The sequence below is a fragment of the Corynebacterium marinum DSM 44953 genome, from assembly GCF_000835165.1.
Taxonomy (GTDB): domain Bacteria; phylum Actinomycetota; class Actinomycetes; order Mycobacteriales; family Mycobacteriaceae; genus Corynebacterium; species Corynebacterium marinum.
On the sequence record NZ_CP007790.1, the window covers coordinates 1,561,705 to 1,584,941 of the forward strand.

General features: G+C 68.5%; 20 protein-coding genes. 5 read left to right on the top strand and 15 right to left on the bottom strand.

What is annotated here, in order from left to right; all coding sequences use genetic code 11:
* Positions 1 to 191 precede the first annotated feature (191 nt).
* A complete protein-coding gene (gene rpsO / locus B840_RS07505; protein ID WP_042621632.1) occupies positions 192 to 461 on the bottom strand; it encodes a 30S ribosomal protein S15 in 270 nt (89 codons plus the stop codon).
* A 516-nt stretch (positions 462 to 977) separates the two neighbouring features.
* Here rpsO and B840_RS07510 point away from each other — a divergent pair.
* Positions 978 to 4,223, top strand: coding sequence for an ATP-dependent DNA helicase (locus B840_RS07510; RefSeq protein WP_042622613.1), 3,246 nt, complete (start codon positions 978 to 980; stop codon positions 4,221 to 4,223).
* The gene (locus B840_RS13495) at positions 4,220 to 4,390 is read left to right on the top strand and encodes a hypothetical protein (RefSeq protein WP_156971868.1); all 171 of its coding nucleotides are present in this window, start codon (positions 4,220 to 4,222) and stop codon (positions 4,388 to 4,390) included. Before B840_RS07510 ends, B840_RS13495 begins: the two co-directional genes overlap by 4 nt.
* Here B840_RS13495 and B840_RS07515 read toward each other — a convergent pair.
* Together B840_RS07515 and B840_RS07520 are read right to left on the bottom strand one after the other, a co-directional pair.
* The gene (locus B840_RS07515) at positions 4,384 to 5,346 is read right to left on the bottom strand and encodes a nucleoside hydrolase (RefSeq protein WP_042621633.1); all 963 of its coding nucleotides are present in this window, start codon (positions 5,344 to 5,346) and stop codon (positions 4,384 to 4,386) included. The genes B840_RS13495 and B840_RS07515 overlap by 7 nt on opposite strands.
* A 4-nt stretch (positions 5,347 to 5,350) precedes the next feature.
* Positions 5,351 to 6,334 (bottom strand): bifunctional riboflavin kinase/FAD synthetase, encoded by a 984-nt coding sequence (locus B840_RS07520; protein ID WP_042621634.1) that lies wholly within the window; start codon positions 6,332 to 6,334, stop codon positions 5,351 to 5,353.
* A gap of 29 nt (positions 6,335 to 6,363) precedes the next feature.
* Here B840_RS07520 and truB point away from each other — a divergent pair, with 29 nt between their 5' ends.
* A complete protein-coding gene (truB, locus tag B840_RS07525) occupies positions 6,364 to 7,257 on the top strand; it encodes a tRNA pseudouridine(55) synthase TruB (RefSeq protein ID WP_042621635.1) in 894 nt (297 codons plus the stop codon).
* 30 nt (positions 7,258 to 7,287) lie between these two features.
* On the opposite strand, the gene B840_RS07530 is transcribed toward truB, so the two are convergent.
* From B840_RS07530 to rimP, 11 genes are all read right to left on the bottom strand, one after another.
* Positions 7,288 to 8,370 carry a GmrSD restriction endonuclease domain-containing protein gene (locus tag B840_RS07530; protein WP_042621636.1) on the bottom strand — a complete coding sequence of 361 codons (1,083 nt, stop codon included), beginning with the start codon at positions 8,368 to 8,370 and terminating at the stop codon, positions 7,288 to 7,290.
* Positions 8,371 to 8,469: 99 nt separating this feature from the next.
* Positions 8,470 to 9,126 (bottom strand): 4'-phosphopantetheinyl transferase family protein, encoded by a 657-nt coding sequence (locus tag B840_RS07535; protein WP_042622614.1) that lies wholly within the window; start codon positions 9,124 to 9,126, stop codon positions 8,470 to 8,472.
* Positions 9,119 to 9,931: a metallophosphoesterase family protein gene (locus B840_RS07540; RefSeq protein WP_042621637.1), complete on the bottom strand. Its 813-nt coding sequence runs from the start codon at positions 9,929 to 9,931 to the stop codon at positions 9,119 to 9,121. The genes B840_RS07535 and B840_RS07540 overlap by 8 nt, the downstream gene beginning before the upstream one ends.
* 12 nt (positions 9,932 to 9,943) lie before the next feature.
* Entirely contained in the window at positions 9,944 to 11,236 is a 1,293-nt protein-coding gene (locus B840_RS07545) for an MATE family efflux transporter (RefSeq protein WP_280513138.1), read from the bottom strand.
* Positions 11,233 to 12,186 carry a DHH family phosphoesterase gene (locus B840_RS07550; protein ID WP_042621639.1) on the bottom strand — a complete coding sequence of 318 codons (954 nt, stop codon included), beginning with the start codon at positions 12,184 to 12,186 and terminating at the stop codon, positions 11,233 to 11,235. Before B840_RS07550 ends, B840_RS07545 begins: the two co-directional genes overlap by 4 nt.
* Positions 12,186 to 12,623 carry a 30S ribosome-binding factor RbfA gene (gene rbfA / locus B840_RS07555; protein ID WP_042621640.1) on the bottom strand — a complete coding sequence of 146 codons (438 nt, stop codon included), beginning with the start codon at positions 12,621 to 12,623 and terminating at the stop codon, positions 12,186 to 12,188. The genes B840_RS07550 and rbfA overlap by 1 nt, the downstream gene beginning before the upstream one ends.
* A 93-nt stretch (positions 12,624 to 12,716) precedes the next feature.
* A complete protein-coding gene (locus tag B840_RS07560; protein WP_042621641.1) occupies positions 12,717 to 13,511 on the bottom strand; it encodes a metallophosphoesterase family protein in 795 nt (264 codons plus the stop codon).
* Position 13,512: 1 nt separating this feature from the next.
* Positions 13,513 to 16,413: a translation initiation factor IF-2 gene (infB, locus tag B840_RS13100; RefSeq protein ID WP_042621642.1), complete on the bottom strand. Its 2,901-nt coding sequence runs from the start codon at positions 16,411 to 16,413 to the stop codon at positions 13,513 to 13,515.
* 111 nt (positions 16,414 to 16,524) lie between these two features.
* Positions 16,525 to 16,818, bottom strand: a complete 294-nt coding sequence (locus B840_RS07570; protein ID WP_342341961.1) for a YlxR family protein — start codon at positions 16,816 to 16,818, stop codon at positions 16,525 to 16,527.
* Between the two features lie 114 nt (positions 16,819 to 16,932).
* Positions 16,933 to 17,925 carry a transcription termination factor NusA gene (gene nusA, locus B840_RS07575; protein ID WP_042621644.1) on the bottom strand — a complete coding sequence of 331 codons (993 nt, stop codon included), beginning with the start codon at positions 17,923 to 17,925 and terminating at the stop codon, positions 16,933 to 16,935.
* Positions 17,922 to 18,476: a ribosome maturation factor RimP gene (rimP, locus tag B840_RS07580; protein WP_042621645.1), complete on the bottom strand. Its 555-nt coding sequence runs from the start codon at positions 18,474 to 18,476 to the stop codon at positions 17,922 to 17,924. The genes nusA and rimP overlap by 4 nt, the downstream gene beginning before the upstream one ends.
* Before the next feature lie 33 nt (positions 18,477 to 18,509).
* On the opposite strand from rimP, the gene B840_RS07585 reads away from it, so the two are divergent.
* Positions 18,510 to 19,322, top strand: coding sequence for a DUF4439 domain-containing protein (locus B840_RS07585; RefSeq protein WP_042621646.1), 813 nt, complete (start codon positions 18,510 to 18,512; stop codon positions 19,320 to 19,322).
* 21 nt (positions 19,323 to 19,343) lie between these two features.
* Entirely contained in the window at positions 19,344 to 21,290 is a 1,947-nt protein-coding gene (locus B840_RS07590) for an MMPL family transporter (protein ID WP_042621647.1), read from the top strand.
* A gap of 185 nt (positions 21,291 to 21,475) precedes the next feature.
* Here the strand turns inward: B840_RS07590 and B840_RS07595 are convergent, their stop codons facing one another.
* On the bottom strand, positions 21,476 to 23,233 hold the full coding sequence (locus B840_RS07595; RefSeq protein ID WP_042621648.1) for a proline--tRNA ligase: 1,758 nt from the start codon (positions 23,231 to 23,233) through the stop codon (positions 21,476 to 21,478).
* Positions 23,234 to 23,237: the final 4 nt, after the last annotated feature.

The window sequence follows — 23,237 nt, forward strand, 5'->3', positions numbered from 1 at the left end:
CGCCGGGGCGGGGCCGCAGCTCCGCGACTCAGGGACCCAGCTCCGCGCTGACCTCGGGGGAGAAATCGGCCGGATCCGGCCGGGAGGTCCACTCGATGCCGGATCCCTGAACTCGGCCAGGAAGGCGCAGACGACAAAACCCGCCCTGCCGTAACGGCGGGGCGGGTGATGGAGACGTCTGGAAGAACCAGTTAGCGGCGCAGGCCCAGGCGGGCGATCAGGTCGCGGTAACGGGTGATGTTCTCGGCGGCCAGGTACTTCAGCAGCGCGCGACGGCGACCGACCATCAGCAGCAGGCCACGACGGGAGTGGTGGTCGTGCTTGTGGAACTTCAGGTGCTCGGTCAGGGTGTTGATGCGGTTGGTCAGCATTGCGACCTGGGCCTCCGGGGAGCCGGTGTCGGTCTCGTGGAGACCGTACTCGCCGAGGATGGCCTTCTTCTGCTCAGTGGTCAGAGCCATGATGATTCTCAATTCCTTGTTTCAGTCCACATGAAATGTCACCGCGCGAGCGGTGGGCGCAACTGCTGTGGACCGCAGATGCTTCAAAGCCTTGTGGGATCTTACCGGTCTGGCGGACAGTCGACCAAATCCCGCAGCGCTGCCGGAGTCCCCTGCGCCAGGAAGCGTTCGACATCTACGGCCGCGGCGACGCGTGCGGTCTGAAGATCGCAGGCTGGCGGCAGTGTCGTCATTATCCACTTCCCGAACGAATCGAGAAAGCACGGCTGCATTTTCGCTGAGGGCTCATCTACGGCCTCCAGGAAATGTGCTTTCACTCAAACAGCTCACACACTTTCGCCATGAATCTGCTCGATGATTTGTCCCCTTCCTGAATTTCTTTCCCCATCCCCACCCGGCATGTCACCTTGCCGTATCCCCGTTCGAATTAGAGCTCCGCAACCAGGCGCCGTGTCCGACTTCCATGCTTCAATGCCGCTACAAGCAAGTATTTGAATCTGGGAGTTGTTTAGCGCCGTGCCAATCACGATCACCAAAGAGTTTGAGTCCGCCCTCGAGTCGATCCGCTCGGGGAAACACATATTGATCACGGGTAAGGCAGGTACCGGAAAATCAACTCTGCTGCGGACCTACCTCGAATCGCTCAACGATGAGAATGTGCTTGTCACCGCACCGACCGGCGTTGCTGCCCTCAACATCGACGGGTTCACCATCCATCGGTCGTTCGGGTTCCGCCCCGGCATGTACCCCGATGACCTCAAACCAGGTGGTTCGTGGCGACCGGGCAGTCGAGTCACCAGCGTGCTCAAAGCTGTGGATGTGCTCGTGATCGATGAAATCTCCATGGTCCGTGCCGACCTCTTCGACATGATCGACATCGCTCTCCGTCGGATTCGACAGAGCGATGAGCTCTTCGGCGGCGTTCAGCTGGTTCTGGTCGGCGACCTGCTGCAGCTGCCGCCGGTGGTCACGAACCACGAGGCGGAACTATTCAGTTCCCTGTGGGACACACCGTACTTCTTCTCTGCTCACTGTTTCGGAAATCTCGCACTGACCAACATCAACCTGACCACGGTATGGAGGCAAACCGATGAAGAGTTCATCGAAGTGCTGAACCAGGTCCGCGAAGGAAGCGTCGGAGATTCCGCCCTTGCTGTTCTGAACGACCGGGTGGATCCCCATTTCCGCGTGCCGAGTGACTGGGTGACGCTCGCCTCCCACCGTCGCACCGTGGAGAAGATCAATCATGAACGATTGAATGAATTGGAGTCTCCTCGATTCGTCTCCGTCGCTGAGCACGAAGGCCAGACCGACAACAACTCGTTCAGCGGTTCAGAAGAACTGCACTACGCAGTCGGCGCCCGGGTGATGACCATCATCAATGACCAGGGCGGACTCTTCGTCAACGGCAGCTTCGGAACTCTGGTAGCGGCATCCGCTGACACCCTCAGCGTTCGATTGGATCACAACGGCAAGACCGTTGAGCTGGGCAGATACACGTGGGAAATCAAAAGGCCTTCGATGGAATCAGGGGTCCTCTCCAGCGATGTCGTCGGCACCATCACGCAGTTTCCCGTGATCCTCGCGTGGGCGATCACCATCCACAAGTCCCAGGGCAAGACGATCCCGAAGCTCTTCATCAATCTCGTCGGCGGCACCGCCACCGACGGACAGTTTTACGTCGCTCTGTCTCGAGGGGTCGACCTGGCCCACCTGAGGTTCAGTGCGCCGGTGGAGCACCGGCACATCCGCGCCAACAACAGTCTCGTGCGCATGATCCGCCGTGAGGTCAGCCCGCTTACCTCCGCCTCCCGGCTGGTCTTCCTCTCCTTCGACGGAGTCAACTTCGGCATCAGCGACCACGTCGCCCGGGTGCACGCGATCATCCTGGAGGACGGTCAGGAAGTCGCGAGCTTCGGGTCCTGGATCAACCCGATGTCGGACCTCGGTGAATTCGGACGGGTCAACGATGTTCCCTCCGGCGGTCTCGCCATGGCGCCGTCGCTGGGGGATTTCTGGCCGCTCCTTCGCCGGCAGGCAGCGGGAGGAATCATCATCGGCGATCAATTGCCAATGGTTGAGCGTGCCGTTCGCCACCAGGAGAAAGGAATGGACCTGGCGCTCGGCACCGGATACGACATCGCCGAGTTCGGCGTCGCACCCGTCGGCGACGACGTCGTCTCACGCTGCCGCAGCATGGTCGACGCTTATGTGCGCGATCCCTTCGCCGTAACCCACGGGCAAGTCGTTCCGAGTGCTCCGCTGGATACGGAGGGGGCGGTTTTCATCCCGGGATGGGCTGCGGGCAGCCCAATGCACCTGGACCCCGCACGCGCCACAGACTCAGACAACGCCTGGGCGGCATTCTCCGGCGGCATCACGGGATCATTGGTTCCAGCTGAGTTGGAGGAGACAGCAGAGTTATTGTCCGCTTGGGCGATCTCCCGCGGATTCTGGAACGACGAGCAGTATGAGGAGGTCCAGGAGCGGGCTCGCCGTGCAGGGATCGATGGCGTGGATATCAACCAACCCGCCGAAGACACACAAAACACCTCCGATCTGCTCACCCCGGGAACAAGGGTGGTGTTCACCGGCCGGAACGAACTTTTGGGAGGACCCGCTGACGACGAGCGGCTGACCCAAATCTGCCGCGACCGGCAGCTCGAGTACAAGTCTTCGGTGTCTAAGACACGGTGCGATGTCCTCGTGGCCGGAGACCCGGCGTCCATGTCACGCAAGGCGCAGAATGCCCGGGAGTTCGGGAAGCCGATCATCTCTCAGGCTGACTTCGAGCATTGGTACGAGAACGGCCCGTTCACTACCTCTGTGACGGAAACACAGGCCACCCCGGTCGCGGAGAGTGCCCAACCGATCGAGGTTGCCGCCGTTTCCTCGGCGGCGACATCCCTCAACAAACCGGAACGGGAGGACACCCAACCCGCCCATGAATGGGTCAGTCCGTGGGAGTTCTTCCGGGAAGGGTCCCGTGTGGCCTTCCGTGGTTCCACGATCATCGAAGGGAAACTGTATCCCCACGGTTCCGCGCTTCAGTCGCTCTGCGACTCTCTCGGGCTGGACTACAAACAGGCGGTGACCAAGACCCGCTCGGATGTTCTGGTCACCGACGATCCGAATGCGAGCGACGGCAAGATGAGTCTGGCCCTCCGGTATGGAAAGCCCCTCATGACCCAGACTGACTTCAGCGCCTGGGTTACCGAGCAGTTGGCGAACAGCTCCGAGAACGATCTTTCCGGCCCCGCAATTCACGGCGAGTCGGTGGATGATGCAGAGATCGCAGACGACGAGAGCTTTCCGGTCGCGACTCTTGCGGAACCCGTCGTCGAACACGCGACCCCGGATGAGCCTGTGGCCTCCCCGCCGACATCGACGTCCGTCACGCACGGGGACGTCCCCGAGGCAGATCCCACTCCCCATGAGCTCATGGCCCGTGCCCTCGAGCAACAGCTGCAGGCCACGCAGCATTACGCGAACACCTCCCCCGCTGGCCCACTTATCCCGACGCCCAGCACCCCGGCTGCGTCAGTACCAGAGAACAAAGCGGCTGTCCGGTTCAAGAAATGGGGCATCGCCACCTTCATCGTCTTCGCGGTGAGCAACGTCCTCGGGATCGCCGGTCTGGCCTCGGTCGGGATCGCGGGCGTCATGGCGTCCTTCTTCATGGCGATCGCCGTGGTCGTGTTCGGTGTCCAGGCCCTGGTTCAGAAGTCGAAGAACTCGAAGCTGGATAATTCCGGTGAGTGAGACGAGTTCTCGACGGCCCGCTGATCTGCCGCCCCGGACTGGACCGTTTCATCGCAGACATGCTCCAGCGTGAACGCGCGCTGCTCTACGTGGCCGCCTCCCCCGCCCGCGACGCCCTGATGATCACCCTCAGCGGCGAGCCCTCGGAGCTGCTGCCGGCTCAGTGAGCCGGCGTCTGCTCCGCCAGCGTGGTCAGTCGCCCCATGAACTCCCCCAGGAAGCGCTCGACATCGACGGCCGCGGCGACCCTGGTGGTCTTCACCGGATCGTTCAGGCGGGTCTCGTCGGCGATGGTGCGGCCGCGGGTCTCGCCGCCCACGTCGACCTTCATGTTGATGTCCAGGCAGGTGATCAGGCCGGGGTCGGCGGCGACGGCGACCGCGAGCGGGTCGTGCAGGCCGCAGCCGCCCAGGTGCGGCGAGGTGGTCTCGTAGGCCCGGATGTAATACTCGGCGGCGTCGGCCAGGAAGGTTCCGCCCCGGGTGCCCAGCTTGCGCCAGACGGCGGTCTCCCGGGTGGTCAGCAGGGTCTGCAGAGTGACGTCGAGGCCGACCATGGTGACATCCCGGGCGCGGCGGAAGAGCACGTCGGTGGCCTCGGGGTCCTGGTGGACGTTGGCTTCAGCCCAGGGCCGGACGTTGCCGGGCACCGTCAGGGCGCCGCCCATCATGACGATGCTCGCCCGCTCGGCGAAGGTGTCGTCGGCCTCGACCGCCGCGGCGATGGTCGTGGACGGCCCGGTGGGGACGATGACGAGGTCCTCGCCGTGGGTGCGCACGGCGTCGATGAGAAAGTCCACCGCGCCGCCCTCGGCGGGGGCCGCCGTGGGTGCGGGCAGCTGCGCCCCGCCGACGCCGTCGGCGCCGTGGATGAACTCGGAGACCTCGAGTACCTCGAAGGAGTCGCGCCCGCGGGCGTGCGGCAGGCCGGCGACGACGGGGACGTCCGGGCGGCCGAAGAGCTCCAGAATGGCCAGGGCGTTGCGCACCCCGGTGTCCACGGTCACGTTGCCGTAGGTGCCGGTGACGCCGATGAGCTCGAGTTCCGGGGAGCCGAGGGCGTAGGCCAGGGCGAGGGCGTCGTCGATGCCCGTGTCCAGGTCGAGGATGATCTTCCGTGCCACCGCGCTACTCCGGCTGTTCCGCTCCGGTGATGCCGAGGATCTCGCGCGTCTTCTCCACGTCCGCGGTGATGGCTGCGGTGAGTTCCTCGACCGAGTTGTACTTGACCATGTCGCGGATGTGCCCGACGAAGGAGACGTCCGCGGTGTGGCCGTAAAGGTCCGCCTCGCGGTCCAGCAGGAAAGATTCGACGCTGCGCGGCTCGTCCCCGAAGGTCGGGTTGGTGCCCACGGAGATCGCCGCCGGGTAGGCCACGTCGCGTTCCATGTTCCCGTCGATGGGGCGGTCGTCGCGGATGGTGAACCAGCCGGCGTAGACCCCGTCGGCGGGCAGGGCCACCGATTCCGGGAAGTACTGGTTGGCGGTGGGGAAACCCAGCTCGCGGCCGCCGCGGCCGGCGCCGTGGACGATCTCGCCGGTGACGAGGAAGTCCCGGCCCAGGGCCCAGGCCGCGCTGCGCACGTCGCCCTGCCCGAGGTACTCCCGGATCTGGGAGGAGCAGATCCGGGTGTCCTCGTCGTAGAGCAGGTCGACGATGTTGATGTCCACGCCGTACTTGGCGCCCAGCTCGCGCATGGTGTCGGCGGTGCCGGCGGCGTGGGCGCCGAAGGTGAAGTTCTCCCCCACCACCACGGTCCGGGCCTTGAGCCCGTCGCGCAGCAGCACGGTGAAGTAATCCTCCGGCGACAGGCCCGCCAGCTCGTGCCGGAAATCCAGGACCAGCACGCCGTTGACGCCGAGTTCCATGGCGTGGCGCATCCGCTGCTCGACCGGGATGAGCAGCACCGGGGTGCGCTCGGGGGCGAACACCGAGAGCGGGTGCGGGTCGAAGGTGACCATCACGCATGGCAGCCCCTGCGCCCGCGCGGACCGGACCGCCTCCTCGATGAGCGCGCGGTGCCCGCGGTGAACGCCGTCAAAGACCCCGATGGTGACCACCGATGCCTCGAGGTCTGCGGGGATGTCCTCAACTCCGTGCCAAACAATCACCGCTACAGACTACGGCATAGACTTCCGGTATGACTGATCCCCTGGCCGGTTCCGGACTCGTCGTCGTCGACAAGCCCGCGGGCATGACCTCGCATGATGTGGTCTCCCGCCTGCGGCGATACTTCTCCACCCGGCGGGTCGGCCACGCCGGCACCCTCGACCCCATGGCCACCGGCGTTCTCGTCGTCGGCATCGAACGCGGCACGAAGTTCCTCGCGCACATGGTCGCGGCCACGAAGTCCTACGACGGCACCATCCGGCTCGGCGCGTCCACCACCACCGACGACGCCGAGGGGGAGGTGACGGGCGGGGCGGACGCGGCGTCGATAAGCGAGGAGCAGGTGCTGGCCGGCATCGCCGCGCTGACCGGGGAGATCATGCAGCGCCCCGCCTCGGTCAGCGCCATCAAGATCGGCGGCAAGCGCGCCCACGAGCGGGTGCGTGACGGCGAGGACATCGAGATCCCCGCCCGGCCGGTGACCGTGACGCGTTTCGACGCCCTCGCCTTCCGCCGCGAGGGCGCGTTCCTCGACATCGACGTGAGCGTCGACTGCTCCTCGGGCACCTACATCCGCTCCCTGGCCCGCGACCTCGGCGAGGCCCTCGGCGTCGGCGGCCACCTCACAGCGCTGCGCCGCACCGCGGTCGGGTCCTTCCTGCTCTCCGACGCGCAGACCCTCGCGCAGCTGGAGGAGCAGCCGCAGCTCTCGCTCTCCCTGGATGAGGCGCTCACCCGGAACTTCCCGGTCCTCGCCGTCACCGACGAGGAAGCCGCCGCCCTGGCCATGGGCAAGTGGCTCGAACCCCGCGGCCTGGCCGGCGTGCACGCGGCCGTGGCTCCCGACGGGCGCGCCATCGCCCTGATCAAGGAGAAGGGCCAGCGGCTGGCCACCGTCTTCGTGGCGCGGCCCTCGACGCTCTAGCTGCGCGACCGGGGGCCCGCCGGGTAGGGGCTATTCGCAGTTGATGCCGTCGTTGTCCCCGTCGCCGTACCAGTGGTACTCGGGGTCGATCCCCGCGACGTAGGGTCCGTACCCCGCGGCCTTCGCCTTCCGGCAGCTGCTGAACTGCGGATCCGTCCCCTCCGGCTGCGCCGCCGGGGCGGGAGCCGGGGCGGGAGCGGGAGCCGGGGCCGGGGCCGGGGCGACGGCCGCCGGCTCGACCGCCGGGTCAGCGAGCGGTTCCGGTGCCGGAGCCGTCGCTGTGGGCTCGACGGCGGGGCTGGTCCGGCCTTCGGGGAGAACCTGCCCGGGGCAGGCGTCCAGCACACGTGCCATGGCGTCGCGTTCCGCTGCGGTGACCCACAGGTCGTAGTTGGCCTTGACCGCGATCTGCCGGGCGACGTAGTCGCAGCGGAAGGAACGGTTGGCGGGTAGCCAGGTGGCGGCGTCGCCGGCGCCCTTCTGCATGTTGGCGGGACCGTCGACGGCCAGCAGGTTCAGCGGGTCGTTGGCAAATTGACGGCGCACCTCCGCGTCGAGCTGCTGGGCGCCCTTCTGCCACGCGTCCGCCAGCGCGACGACGTGGTCGATATGGACTGCCTCGGAGGTGCCCTGCCCGCGGAGGAAGGCGATGTCGGTGGCGGTGTAGGGGTCGTTGAGCACCCCGGTGAGCACCACGCAGTCGTTGGTGCCGGGCCGGAAGGTGACGGAGGTCAGGTCGCGGGCGAGCATGTCGTTGCGGGTGTCGCAGCCGTTGTGGTCGGTGTCGGCCCACGCAGGGCCGAACTGCTCGCGGTCGTAGCCCGTCATGGGGGCGCGCCCCTTGACCTCCAGGGACGCCAGCGCGGCCGCCGCGGTCCCGGCCGCCGCACCCGGCTCCCCGATCTCCTCCGGCGCCTTCGCAGACGTCGTCTCCGACTCCGCCGGGGTGCTCTCCCCCGGGGCAGCGGAGTCCGATGTCGCGGCGGCGGTCGAAACCGTCGCTTCCGGCGACCCGGACCCGGCCGTCCCGCCGTCCGGCGCCGAACATCCGGCGGCCGCCAGCCCGAGTACCAGGGCCGCCCCGGTCAGTGTGAGCCAACGCCGCAACGCCATGATGATTCCCTCCGGACGGTGATGAATGAACGTCCGGAGAGTATGCCACGGGCGTGCCGCACCTCCGGGCAGCGGGGGTCACCGCCACCCCGGTTCCGGCTAGGTCACCGCGGTCGCGGCGATGACATAACCGTCGCGCACCATCCACCGGCCGGAGATGAACGGCACCGGGGTGGGCCGGGTCAGGAGGTAGGAGATGAAGGAGCCGTCGGAACGGATGTCTATCTCCGCCTCCTCGAAACCGAGCCAGCGGTGCGTCATCGGGAACCACGCCTTATAGGTGGCCTCCTTGGCGCAGAAGAGCAGGCGGTCGGCGCACTCGATGCCCTCGGAACGTAGGCGTTCGAGCTGGGGCATCTCCCCCGGGCGGGCGATGGAGCTGATGACCTCCCGGGGCAGCGCCTCCGCCGGTTCGGCGTCCAGCCCCATGGAGCGGACGTGCTTCTTCGGGGCGACGACGGCGGCGCGGAATCCCTCGGTGTGGGTCATGGAACCGGTGACGGAGTCCGGCCACAGGGGCATGCCCCGTTCGCCGCGGAGGATCGGTTCGTAGTCGCAGTGGCCGAGGTCTCGCAGCGCCTGGTGCGCGCACCAGCGGGCGTCGCCGAACTCGGCCTTGCGCACGTCGACCGAGTGCGACACCAGCGCCTGCTCGAGGGGATGCAGGCCGTGGTAGTTCTGCAGGTCGGGGTGGTTACGGTCGGTGATGACGTAGCAGAAGCGGGCGGCGTCGGGGAAGAGGAACTGCTCAAGCATCGTGACCACCCCGCACCGTGCGGACCCGGTAGGGCCAGGGGTTGAGGTGGCCGTGGCGTTCCCATTCGCGGGGGTAGCCCAGGGACACCTCCACGTGCGGGACGCCCGCGACGACGGTCTCCCCGGGCATGTGCAGGTGCCCGTAGATGACCACCTCCGCGTTGTAGCGCTCTGCCCAGGTCCGGGTGTGCCGGGTGCCGCACCACAGGGCGATCTCCGGGTGGCGCAGGGTCAGCGTCGGCTCCTGCACGAGCGGCCAGTGGTTGACCAGGATGGTGGGGCCCTCGATGAGGGAGAGCCGTTTGATGGAGTAGGCCAGCCGGTCCCAGCACCAGGCGCGGACGTCGACGAAGGGGGCGATGGCGAACTCGTCGGTCATCATGATCTGCCGGTCGTGGGCGGCCTGGACCGCCTCCTCGACGGTCATGCCCGGTGCGCGGAAGGAGTAGTCGTAGAGGGTGAACAGCGGCACGATGGTGAGGCCGTCGAACACCGGGTACGGGTCCTCGGGGGTGAGGACGTCGATCTCCCGGCACCCGTCGACGAGTTCGGTGTACTTGTCTCTGCCCTGGTAGCGGTCCGTGGATCGCGAGAACAGCTCGTGGTTGCCGGGCACCCAGATGACCTTGGCGAAGCGTCCCCGCAGCTGCCGGAGGATGCGCAGCACCAGGTCGGTGCGTTCCGCCACGTCACCGGCGACGATGAGCCAGTCCGAGGGGTCCGCGGGCTGGATCTCTTCGATCCGGATGACGTTGGCCTTGACGGCGCCGTGCAGGTCGCTGACGGCCCACAACGTTGTGTTCATCGACGCACCTCCTTATCTCCCCGTGTCTACCACAGCCCACGCCATGGACCGGAAGCGCCAGACCACCGCGATGAGCCGGATGACGATGAACGCCAGCAGTCCCAGCCAGATGCCGGTCAGGCCGCCGCCGACGGCGTAGGCGATCCACACGCCCGGCAGGAAACCGAGGACGACGGACGCGATGGTGATCGTGCGGAGGAAGGCCGCGTCACCGGCCCCCAGCAGCACCCCGTCGAGCGCGAAGACGACGCCGCCGAGGACGATCATGACGATCATCAGCCACCACGGCCCCGCGATGGTTTCGAGGACGGTGGCGTCGCCGGTGAACAACCGCGGGATCACTCCGGCGCCGGCCGCGAACACCGCGCCGAGCGCCCCGGCGAAGAGCAGGGAGTACACGGTCACCCGCTGCCCCACCTGCTTCGCGACGTCCACCGTCCCACGCCCCAGCGCCGCCCCCGTCAGCGCCTGCGCCGCGATGGCGAGGGAATCGAGCACGAGCGTGATGAAGTTCCACAGCTGCAGCATGATCTGGTGGGCCGCCAGCGAGGACGTGCCGAACCTGGCGGCCACCGCCGCCGCCGACACGAAGGCCACCTGGAAGGACAGGGACCGCAGGATCAGGTCCCGGCCCATGACCAGCTGCCGCCGTATGACCGACCAGTCCGGCCGCCACCTGCCCCGGTGTTCCCGGGCCAGGGCGACGAGGAAGCACAGGGCGGTGACGGCCACGCCCGCCACGTTGGCCATCGCGGAGCCCGGGAGCCCGAACTCGCCGACCAGGACGGGGATGAGGATTGCCCCGGGGATGACCCCGGCGAGGGTGAACCAGAGCGGGCGCCGGGTGTCCTGCACACCGCGCAGCCAGCCGTTGCCGGCCATGACCACCAGCGTCAGCGGGATGGCGAAGGCCGCGATGTGCAGCCACTCCTCCGCCGCCGCGGCCGTGGCCGCGTCACCGGAGAGCCACAGCCCGATGCGCCCGGCGAAGAGCCAGATCAACGAGGCGATGACCAGCCCCACCCCGAGCCCCACCCAGGTGGCCTGCACGCCTTCTGCGACGGCGTCCCCGCGCCGCCCCGAACCGTAGAGCCGGGAGGCGCGGGCGGTGGTGCCGTAGGACAGGAAGGTCAGCTGCGTGGTCACCGTGGACTGCACCGTGGTGCCGATGGCCAGCGCCGCGAGTTCGAAGGCGCCGAGGCGGCCGATGACGGCGGTGTCGAGAAGCAGATACAGCGGGGTCGCGGCGAGGACGCCGAGGGCGGGCAGCGCCAGTGCGAAGATCTGCCTGGCGGAGACCGTCACGACGCCCGCAGCTCCCCCAGCAATTCCTCGAGGACCTCGTCGATGGTGCCGTGGGCGGTGTAGCCGGCGGCCGGGATGTGCCCGCCGCCGCCCAGGGCGACGGCCAGCAGGGAGACGTTCATCTGGTTGGAACGCAACGAGACGTGCCAGATCCCGGGCATCGACTCCTTGAACACCGCGCCCAGGTTCGTGCCCTCCAGGGAACGCACGAAGTCCACCAGGCCCTCGACCGCGGGCAGCGAACCCGTCCGGACGAGATCGTGGTCGGCGACGATCACCGCCAGGCGGTGTTCACCGGCCTCGTGCACCCGCACGCTCGACAGGGCGCGGCCCATCATCCGCAGATCCACCACGGTGCCGGAATCGAGCAGGTCGACGGCGATGGACCGGACGTCCAGGCCCGTCTCCATGAGGCGGGCGGCGAAGGTGTGCATCTGCGGGGTGCCCCACCGGAAACTGCCGGTGTCGGTGAGCAGGCCCGCATACAGGGCATGCGCGATCGGCTTATCCAGCGTGACGTCCAGCAGCTCGAAGAGCCGTCCGAGGACCGTGGTCGTGGATTCGGCCCCGGCGTCGATCAGGTCCACGTGTCCGTAACCGGGGTTGGAGGAATGATGGTCGATGACCACGGTGTCACCGGGGCGCTCCGCGATCGCCGCGGCGAGCGTACCCGTGCGGTCGAGTGAACCGCAGTCGACGGTGATGATGAGGTCGACGTCGGGCAGCGAATCGCTGAGCAGGATCTCCTCCGCACCGGGGATGGTGCGCAGGTTGTCCGCGAAGGGGAAGGACTGCCCGATGAGCCCCACCGCCTGCTTGCCCAGCTGGCGCAGTGCGCCGACAGTGGCGCACACGGAGCCGATGGCGTCCGCGTCAGCGCGCACGTGGCCGACGACGGCCACGCTCCGCGCAGCCTCGACGGCGGCGGCCGCTTCGGCGTAGGGGGGCACTACTGATCGCCCTCCGTCTTGTACGGGTTGGGGTCGCCGGCCGGTTTCGCGTTCTCCTTCAGCTTCGCCAGCTCGGCGTCGCGCGCCCGGGCGCGGGCGAGCAGCCCCTCCATGTGCGCGGAGGCCTCCGGGACGGTGTCCACCTCGAAGGAGAGGGTCGGAGTGAAACGGACGCCCAGCTGGTCGCCCACGATCTTGCGCAGCTGGCCCCGGGCGCGGTGGAGCGCCTCCGCGGCGGCGTCGTAGTCGGGGGCCTCGTCGAGGGAGCGGCCGCGGACGGTGTAGAACACCTTCGCGTCGTGGAGGTCGCCGGTGACCCGGGTGTCGGTGACGGTGACCAGCTCCAGGCGGCGATCTTTGACCTCGCGCTCAATCGCAGAGGCCACGATGGTCTGGATGCGCTTGGCCATGCGGGCGGCGCGGGCGTTGTCTGCCATGTCTGGCGTCTCCTTGATAGTCGAACTCAGAACTTCCACAGATTCTACCCCGTGCGCCCGCCGGCCCTCGCCCCTCCCCGGCTCCGGGGTCCGTCACCGGATTTTCAGGGCCGGCAGCGGCCAGGCGCGCCGCGGCATGCGTTCCTGCTCGAAAGGGTAACCGAGGGACACGTCGAAGTGCGGGACGCCGTCCACCCTGATCTCCTCCGGCATGTGCAGGTGCCCGTGGATCACCCCGACGGCGTCGTGTTCCACGGGCAGGTCGCGGGTGGCGGCCGTCCCGCACCACAGGGCCATCTCCTGCTTCGCCAGGCGCAGCGTCGGTTCGACGACCAGCGGCCAGTGGTTGACCAGCAGCGTCGGCCCCTCGATCGACGACAACCGTTCCCGGGAGTAGGCCACCCGCTCGGCGCACCAGGCCGGGATGTCCACGTAGGGGGCAATGAACAGCTCGTCGTCGAGCATGGCGCGCGCGTTCCTGGCCCCCTCCAGCGCCTCGGGCACGCTCAGGCCCGGCGGGCGGAAGGAGTAGTCGTACAAAGTGAACAGCGGTGCGACCGTGACGTCCCCAAACACCGGGTAATCATCCTCGGGCGTATCGACGCCCACCTCACGCAGCAGCTCCACCAGGCGCAGGTAGCGTTCACGCCCCTTGAAGCGGTCGGCGCCGCGGGAAAAAAGTTCATGGTTGCCCGGCGTCCAGATGACGCGGGCAAAACGCCGCCGGAGACGGGCGAGGGTGTCGACGACTACGTCGATACGCTCGGCCACGTCTCCGGCGACGATGAGCCAGTCCCCCGGATCCGCCGGCCGCAGGCGCTCAGTGCGCTCGCGGTTGGCGGGCCAGGTGACGTGCAGGTCCGAAACGGACCACAGTGTGCGCGGCATGCTAGTCGCGCGGGACCTCGACCTGCTCGAAGACCTGGATCTTGTCGCCGACCGCGATGTCCGGGTAGGACAGCACGAGACCGCACTCGTAGCCTGCGGTGACCTCGGTGACGTCGTCCTTCTCGCGTCGCAGGGACTCGATCTTGACGTTGTTCGCGATGACGTTGCCGTCCCGGACCAGGCGGGCGGATGCGTTGCGGCGCACCTTGCCGCTCTCGACCATGCAACCTGCGATGAGGCCGATGGCCGAGGCCTTGAACAGCGCGCGGATCTCCGCGACACCGACCTCGCGCTCCTCGTAGACCGGCTTGAGCATGCCCTTGAGGGCAGCCTCCACCTCTTCGATGGCCCTGTAGATGACGGTGTAGTAGCGGATGTCCACACCTTCGGTGTTGGCCTCTTCGGTGGCCTTGCCCTCAGCGCGGACGTTGAAGGCGATGATCACCGCGTTGGAGGCGTTGGCCAGCGAGACGTTCGTCTGCGTGACCGCACCGACGCCGCGGTCGATGATGTTGAGCTCGACCTCGTCGTTCATCTCGATCTTGAGCAGGGACTCTTCCAGCGCCTCCACGGAGCCGGCGTTGTCGCCCTTGAGGATGAGGTTGAGGACCGAAGTCTCCTTGAGCACCGCATCCAGATCCTCGAGGGAGACGCGCTTGCGGCCGCGTGCCTGGGCAGCGGAACGCTTGCGGGCGTCACGCTGCGCCGCGATCTGGCGTGCGACACGGTCGTCCTCGACGACGAGCAGGTTGTCGCCGGCGCCGGGGACGCCGTTGAGGCCCTGCATCTGGACCGGACGGGACGGACCCGCCTCTTCCACGTCGTGGCCGTGCTCGTCGATCATGCGACGGACGCGGCCGTAGGTGCCGCCCACGACGATGGAGTCGCCGACGCGCAGCGTACCGCGCTGGACCAGGACGGTGGCCACGGGACCGCGGCCGCGGTCCAGGTTCGCCTCGATGGCGACACCCTGGGCGTACATGTCCGGGTTGGCGCGCAGATCCAGGGAGGCGTCCGCGGTGAGGACGACAGCCTCGAGCAGCTCGTCGATGTTCGTGCCCTGCTTGGCGGAGATGTCGACGAACATGGTGTCGCCGCCGTACTCCTCCGGAACCAGGCCGTACTCGGTGAGCTGGCCGCGGATCTTCTCCGGGGAGGCGTCCGGCTTATCGATCTTGTTCACCGCCACGACGACCGGCACACCGGCCGCCTTCGCGTGGTTGATGGCCTCCACCGTCTGCGGCATGACGCCGTCGTCGGCGGCGACCACGAGGATCGCGATATCCGTGGACTTCGCACCACGGGCACGCATGGCGGTGAACGCCTCGTGGCCCGGGGTATCCAGGAACGTGATGGGACGCTCGCGGCCGTCGACGACGCGACGGATCTGGTAGGCACCGATGCCCTGGGTGATGCCGCCGGCCTCGCCGGCACCGACATCAGCCTTACGGATGGTGTCCAGCAGTCGCGTCTTACCGTGGTCGACGTGACCCATGACGGTCACGACCGGCGGACGCTTCGCGAGGTCTTCCTCGCCGCCTTCGTCCTCGCCGAACTGCAGGTCGAAGGACTCGAGCAGCTCACGGTCCTCATCCTCCGGAGAGACGACCTGGACGACGTAGTTGATCTCCGCACCCAGCAGCTGCAGGGTCTCCTCAGACACCGAAGCGGTCGCGGTGACCATCTCGCCGAGGTTGAACAGAGCCTGCACCAGTGCGGCCGGATCAGCGTTGATCTTGTCGGCGAAGTCCGACAGGGAAGCTCCGCGGCGCAGACGGATGGACTGGCCGCGGCCGTCGGGCAGGCGGATGCCGCCGACGACGTTCGGGGCCTGCATCGCCTCATACTCGGAACGCTTCTGCCGCTTCGACTTGCGCCCACGGCGCGGTGCGCCGCCCGGACGTCCGAAAGCACCGGCAGTGCTGCCGCGACGGGGTCCGCCGCCACGGAAACCGCCGCCGCCACCGCCACCGGGGCCGCCCGTACGGCCGCCGGGGCCGCCCTGGCCGCCACGGCCACGACCTGCGCCGGCCGCCTTCTGCGGCATCTGACCCGGGGTCGGAGCCTGCGAGGTCGGCATCATTCCCGGCGACGGACGGCGTCCGCCGCCCTGTGCCGGACGATCGCTGCCCGGACGCGGTGCGCCCTGGCCACCCTGGCCGCCGGGGCGCGGTGCGCCCTGACCGCCACGGCCACCGGGAGCTCCGGCGCCGCCGGGACGCGGTGCGCCCTGGCCGCGGCCGCCGCCCGGACGCGGTGCCGGACGGTCACCGCCGCCCGAAGAGAACGGGTTGTTGGCGACACGCGGGCGGCCGCCCGGACGCGGCATCGGCCGCGGCATGGCGGAACCCGGCTTGGGTGCGCCGCCCGGCTTGGGTGCGGGCTTGGCTGCGGGGCCCGGCTTCGGGCCGGGCTTGCCTGCCGCTGCGGCCGGCGTGGGTGCGTCAGCCTCGGGCTTCGGGGCTGCCGCCGGCGTCGGGGCAGGCTTAGCGGCTGCCGCCGGCGTCGGGGCAGGGGTCGGCTTCGCCGCTGCGGCCGGGGTCGGGGCAGGGGCGGGCTTAGCGGCTGCGGCCGGCGTCGGCTTCGCTGCTGCGGCCGGAGCCGGGGTCGGCTTCGCGGCCGGCGCCGGCTTGGGGCCGGGCTTGGTTGCGGCACCGGGCTTCGGTGCGCCACCGGGCTTGGGGCCGGGTTTGCCTGCGGCACCCGGCTTGGCGGACGCCGCTCCCGGCTTCGGGGCGGTGTCCTTCTCGTAGACGTCGAGCATCTTCCGGACCACCGGGGGTTCGACGGTGGAAGATGCGGTCTTGACGAACTCGCCCTGCTCCTTGAGCGTGGCGAGCAGTTCCTTGCTGGTTACGCCGAGCTGCTTTGCAAGCTCGTGAACGCGTAGCTTTCCGGGCACTTTACTCCTCTTGTTGTTGCCAGAGATCGAGTATCAAGCCCCGGAAAGGGAACTCGACCTCTAGGCGATGTATGTGACGTTCATCGCTGATGCTTCATCGTGGTGTGCTCATCAGTGTTCGGTCTTCCTTACAGTGTCGGTTCCGGCAGCTTGCGCCGTGAGGTACGTGCGTACGTGACCTGTGTCCAGGTTTTTCCCGGACTTCCGGAACGCCCGCCCAAAGGCGTGACGTTGTTCCGCCAGCTCGAGTGCCGCGAGATCAGGAGTGATCCAGGCTCCCCTTCCGGGAAGTCTGCGGGACGGGTCCGCCAGTAGGCGGGACTCGTCCCTGCTATCGACGACCACCCGGAGCAGGTCCGTGTCGGACTTGCGCTCGCGGGTGGCGATGCAGGTCCGAATGCGCATTTCACGGGTCCGCGTCATTCGTCTCCTACATAAATCCTGTTCATCAACGGCACATGGGCCATCCAACAGTTTACGCTATTTTCACCTGAAATTGAACTTCAGCGGGAAACCGCCCTAGTTGACGTCCGAATGGATGTCGATCTTCCAGCCCGTGAGCCGCGCTGCGAGGCGGGCGTTCTGCCCCTCCCGGCCGATGGCGAGGGAGAGCTGGTAGTCCGGCACGGTGACACGCGCGGTCTGCGCCTCAGGATCCGTGATCTCCACGCGGATGACCTTGGACGGGGCCAGGGCGTTGCCCACGTAGGTGGCCGGGTCCTCGGAGTAGTCGATGATGTCGATCTTCTCCCCGCCGAGCTCGTTCATGATGTTGGTCACCCGCTGGCCGCGGGGGCCGATGCAGGCGCCCTTGGCGTTGAGCCCCTTGATCCTGCCGGCGACGGCCACCTTGGAACGGTGGCCGGCCTCCCGGGCGATGCCGAGGATCTCGACGGAACCGTCCGCGACCTCGGGGATCTCCAGCTCGAAGAGCCCGCGGACGAGCTCCGGGTGGGTGCGCGAGAGATTGATCTGCACGCTGCGCGGACCCTTGTTCACGCCGACGATGAAGGCCTTGACCCGATCGCCGTGCTTGAGCTCCTCGCCCGGGATCTGCTCGGCGGGCAGCAGGATGCCGTCCTGGGGGTCGGTCTCGGTGCCCAGCTGGACGATGACCATGCCCCGCGAGTTGGCGGCTTCGTCCTTCTGCACCACGCCGGAGACGACGCGGCCCTCGAACGCCTGGTACTCGTCGAAGAGCCGGACGTTCTCCGCCTCACGGAGGCGTTTGACGATGGCCTCGCGGACGGCCTGGGCGCTCAACCGGACGAAGTTGTCGGGGGTGTCGTCGTACTCGGAGGAGACTGCCCCGTCCTCGTCGAGCTCGGAGACGATGATGGCGACAGAGCCGTTCACCCGGTCGATGTCCACCCGGGCGCGGGAGTCGCCCTCCTCGCCGCGGTAGTCGCGGTAGGCGTGGAGGAGCGCGCCGCCGATCGTCTGGAGCATGTCATCCACCGGGATGGACTTCTCCTTCTCGATGTTGTGCAGCGCAGCCATGTCGATATTCACTTGTTTTCCTCCTGCCAGGCGACGGCCTGGTCATAGTCGAGTCCCGTCAGCTCGGTTTCCGCCGCCGGGGGGTTTGAGAACTCAATTTCTACCACCGCCGGAGTATTTTCCGAAAATTCCAGGACCCGCACCTCACAGTCCTTCTTCACGGTGCGCACCAGGACCACGGAGGTCTCCTCCGGGGAGACAGGTCCGACCCGCCACACCGACTTCTGCCCGTCCTCCGTGAGTTCCACGAGGTGGTTGCGGTTGCGGCGCCAGTGACGCGGCAGCGTCAACGGGGCGTCGACGCCCGGGGTGGACACCTCGAGGGTGTAGCCGGCGCCGAGGTTGACCTCGCCGCGTTCCTCGGCGGCGTCGAGAAGCGCGGAGACTTCCTGGGAGACCTTCTCCAGCAGGTCCAGATCCGGGCGGGAATCCGAGTCCACCCGGATGCCCACCACCGACTTGCGTCCGGCGCGCGTCACCTTGACGCCCTCGATGTCGAGGCCGAACCCTTCGGTGACGGGAGTGATCAGGGTGACTAGTTCTTCTTCGCCGGGGAATGCCATGGCCACCAGCCTATCGCGGGTAGGGTGTCGGCTGTGAACCGTCGACTCGCCCTGCTCCTGACCGTGCCGCTGCTGACCTCCTGCACTGTCGAGGACGTGGCCGCCACCTTCGGGCCCCGGCCCGACGCGCAGGTCGCCGCCCTGGCGGACCGGGCGGCCAGCGACGCCGCCGCGCTCAGCGGCGAGGAGGCCGAACTGCGTGCGCGCCACGCCGGGGAACTCGGCGACGAGATTGCCCGGCTCTGCGGCACCCACGCCGACGGCACCGTGCCCGAGTCCTGCGCCTTCGAACCCGAGGTGACCGCCCTGCCGCAGGTGAGCATCGACGACTCCCTCGCGCTCACGCTCGGAGCCGACCTCCCCGCCGAATCCCACGCGCTGGCGGTCCGCCAGGCGGTGGACATGGCGGCCGTCTCCCCCGCGGACCTGCCGGCGCGCCTCGACCCCTCCCCCGACTCCGGTGCCGCCGACGCCGCGCGCGAGCTGCTCGCCCGCGAGTACGCGACGGCCTGGGGCCTCGGGGTGGCGCGGGCCCGGCTGGACCCAGCGCGGCAAGAGGCCGTCGACGAACTCCTCGACGCCCACGAGTCCCGCATCCGCATCCTCCGCGAGGTCCTCGAGCCCTTCGGCGAGGTTCCCGTCGCCGAGCCCGGATACGAGCTCGAGGGACTCGACGAGCCCGTCGACGCGGCCACCGCGGAGGATTTCGTCACCCGCGTGGAGGAGAGCCTCGCCGGGGCCTGGCTGGCCGCCGCCGCCGAGGCCGCCCCGGGCGCGTGGCAGGAGTTCGCGGTGCGCGGCACCGCCGAGGTCGAAACCGCTCTGGGCTCGTACTCGGCAGGGTGATCTTTCAGTAACGTTTGAGGGGTGAAAACCTCCACTGCGCGGGCCTTCCGCTGGCTCGCCCTCCTCCTGCTGATCCTGGGGATCGGCGCCATGTCCTTCGGGGCCGCGACGGCCCCGGCCTCCCCCACCGCGACCGCCCCCGAGAACGTCGACTCCACCCGCGTGGCGGAGATCCTCGAGCAGCGCCCCGACGACGACGACGGCGGTGCCGCGATCGTCCTGTTCACCGGCGACGGCCCGCTCGACCCGGGTGCGCTCGGGGCCAAGGCCGCCGAGTTGGGCGGGCCGTTGATCCCCAACGAGGATCTGTCGGCGGCGCTCGTCCCGGTGACGGTGGAGTCCGAGGGCCTCAGCGACAACGCCGACCGGGTGGCCCAGCTGCGTTCCGACGCCGCCGCGGGCCTCCCCGCCGGAGTCACCGCCCAGGTCACCGGCCCCGCCGCCATCCAGGCGGACCTGGCCGGCGTGTTCGAGGGTGCCAACTTCCTGCTGCTGGCGGTCACCGGTGCGATTGTCGCGGTGCTGCTCATCATCACCTACCGCTCCCCCGTCCTGTGGCTAATCCCGCTCCTGGTCATCGGCGTCGCCGACCGGCTCGCCGCGATCTCTTTCACCTGGGTCCTCGACGCCCTCGGCGCCTCCTGGAACGAATCCACCTCCGGCATCCTCTCCGTGCTCGTCTTCGGCGCAGGCACCAACTACGCCCTGCTGCTGATTTCCCGCTACCGGGACGAACTGCACAGGTACGAGGACCGCTTCGAGGCCATGTCGGCCGCCTGGGGGCCGACGGTGCGCACCGTGTTCGCCTCTGCGTTCACCGTGATCCTGGGTGTGGCCTGCCTCCTGCTCTCCGCCGTGCCCACCACCCGCGGCCTCGGCCTGGCCTCCATGGTCGGCATCGCCGTGGCCTTCATCTTCGCCGTCTTCGTCCTGCCCGGCATCCTGCTCCTGTTCGGCCGGTGGATCTTCTGGCCGAAGATCCCGCGCCTGGACGAGGAACCCGACCACCGGTTCTGGGACCGCATCGGCGGGCTGGTGCGCTCCCGCCCGGCCCCCGTCGCCGCAGTGTCTCTGGTCCTGCTGGGCGCCGCGAGCCTCGGTGCCCTGCAGATCAGCACCGGCCTGAGCCAGGCGGAACAGTTCATCGAGACCCCCGAGTCCATCTCCGCGGCCGCGGTTCTGGAGGAGAAGTTCCCCGACCAGCAGGCCACCCCCGCGATCGTGGCCACCCGGCAGGCGCAGGACGTCACCGCCGCGCTGGAATCCGCCGGGGCGACGGTCCGGCCGCAGGATCCGGCCGGGGACTGGGAGATCCTCCAGGTCGCCGGACCCGACACCGAAGAGCTGCGGAGCACCCTCGAGGGCACCGACGCACTGGTGGGCGGCCAGGACGCGCAGCTCTACGACGCGGAAGCCTCCGCCGCCGCGGACCGCACGCTGATCTTCCCCGTGATCCTGCTGGTGCTGCTCATCGCCCTGATGGTGCTGCTGCGCTCCGTCGTCGCGCCGGTGCTCATGACCGCCACGGTGCTGCTGACCAACGTCGCCGCGCTGGGCCTGGGCTGGTGGGTGTCCACCGGCCTGCTCGGCTTCGAGCGTTTCGACGCCTCGACGCCCCTCTACGCCTACGTCTTCCTGGTGGCTCTGGGCATCGACTACTCCATTTTCCTGATCACCCGCGCCAAGGAGGAGGCGAAGACCCACGGCACGAAGGAGGGCGTACTGCGCTCGCTGTCTGCCACGGGCGGCGTGATCACCTCCGCGGGCATCCTGCTGGCGGCGGTCTTCGCCGCCCTGGGCGTCCTGCCGCTGGTGGTGCTGGCGCAGGTGGGCATAGTCATCTTCATCGGCGTGCTGCTGGACACTCTCGTCGTGCGCACGCTGCTCATCCCGGCGCTGGTGCAGCTGCTGGGCGAGAAGTTCTGGTGGCCGGGCGGGGTGAAGCGGGAGGCGGTCGACGTCAGATAAGGCGACGCATCGTCATATCTGACACTGCGCGTCCCTCCGGGCAGGTCATATAAGAAGACGTCGACACGTTTTCGTCAGATTGGACGGCGCACCGTCTTTTCTGGCGCGCCCACCGCGGAAAAAAGAACCCTCGGACACCCTGCACACGGCGGGGAATCGAGGGTTCTCGTCGTGGCGGCCGGGGTCTAACCGCGCACGAGCTCCACGACCTCGGCCACGGCCTCGTCGGCGGCGACCTCGAGGGTGTCGCCGCCGCGGATGCGCAGTTCCACCTTGCCGTCGGCAAAGGAACGGCCGAGGACCACGGCGAACGGCATGCCCAGGAGTTCCGCGTCCTTGAACTTGACGCCGGGGCTGACTTTCGGACGGTCGTCGAAAAGCACCTCGACGCCGGCGGCGTCCAGCGCGGCGGCGAGCTGCTCGCCCGCCTCGAGGGCGGCCTGGTCCTTGTTCGCGACGACCACGTGGACCTGGTACGGAGAGACCTCGACGGGCCAGTTGAGCCCCTTGTCGTCATGGCGCTGCTCGGCGATCACCGCCATGAGGCGGGAGACGCCGATGCCGTAGGAACCCATGGTCGGGATGGCGCGCTTGCCGTTGACGTCGAGGATCTGGACGTCGAAGGCGGTGGTGTACTTGCGGCCGAGCTGGAAGATGTGCCCGATCTCGATGCCGCGCTCCAGGGTGAGGGTGCCCTGCCCCTCCGGTGCCGGGTCGCCCTCGCGGATCTCGGCGGCCTCGATGAAGCCGTCCACCTCGAAGTCGCGGCCGGCGACGAGGCCGACGACATGGCGGTTTTTCGCATCGGCGCCCGTGATCCAGGCGGTGCCGGTGGCCACGCGCGGGTCGGCGAGGACGCGGACACCGTTGGCGGCCAGGCCGCGCGGCCCGACATAACCCTTGACCAGGAAAGGGTTCTTCTTGAAGTCCGCCTCCTCCGCCATGGTGACCTCCGCGGGCTCGAGGGATGCCTCGAGGCGCTTCATGTCCACCTCGCGGTCACCCGGGACGAGCACGCCGAGCAGCTCGGGATCCTCTGCGCCGGGCTCGGTGACCTTGACCACCACGCACTTGAGGGTGTCGGCGGCGGTGACCTCGCGGTCGTCGACACGCACGCCGGCCGAGTTGGCCCAGTCGACGAGGGTGGTGATGGTCTCGGCGTCCGGGGTGTCGTGCTCGACGGCCTCGGGCTGGCCCTCGATCGGGCGGGGCTCGACCGGCTGGGTGACCACGGCCTCGACGTTCGCGGCGTAGTCGCCTCCGGTGGCGCGCACGAAGGTGTCCTCGCCGTTCCGGCTGACGGCGAGGAACTCCTCGGAGGCGGAGCCGCCCATGGCACCGGAGGTGGCCTTGCAGATGGCGTAGGAGACGCCCAAGCGGTCGAAGATGCGCTGGTAGGCGCCGCGGTGCGCCTGGTAGGAGGCCTCGAGGCCCTCATCGTCCATGTCGAAGGAGTAGGAGTCCTTCATCACGAACTCACGGCCGCGCAGGATGCCGGCGCGGGGGCGCTCCTCGTCGCGGTACTTGGTCTGGATCTGGTACAGCGTGACCGGGAAATCCTTGTACGAGGAATACAGGTCCTTCACCGTCGAGGTGAACATCTCCTCGTGCGTGGGGCCCAGGAGCATGTCGTTGTCCTTGCGGTCCTTCAGCCGGAACAGGTGCTCGCCGTACTCGGTCCACCGGCCTGTGGTCTCGTAGGGCTCGCGCGGCAGCAGCGCCGGGAAGAGGAGCTCCTGGCCGCCGATCGCGTTGATCTCCTCGCGCACGACGTCCTCGATCTTGCGCAGGGTCCGCAGTCCCAGCGGCAGCCACGAGTAGACGCCCGGGGCGGCGCGGCGGATGTAGCCGGCGCGGACGAGAAGCTTGTGGCTGGGGACCTCCGCGTCAGCGGGGTCTTCGCGCAGCGTGCGCAGGAAAAGCGTGGACAGGCGTGTGATCATGAGC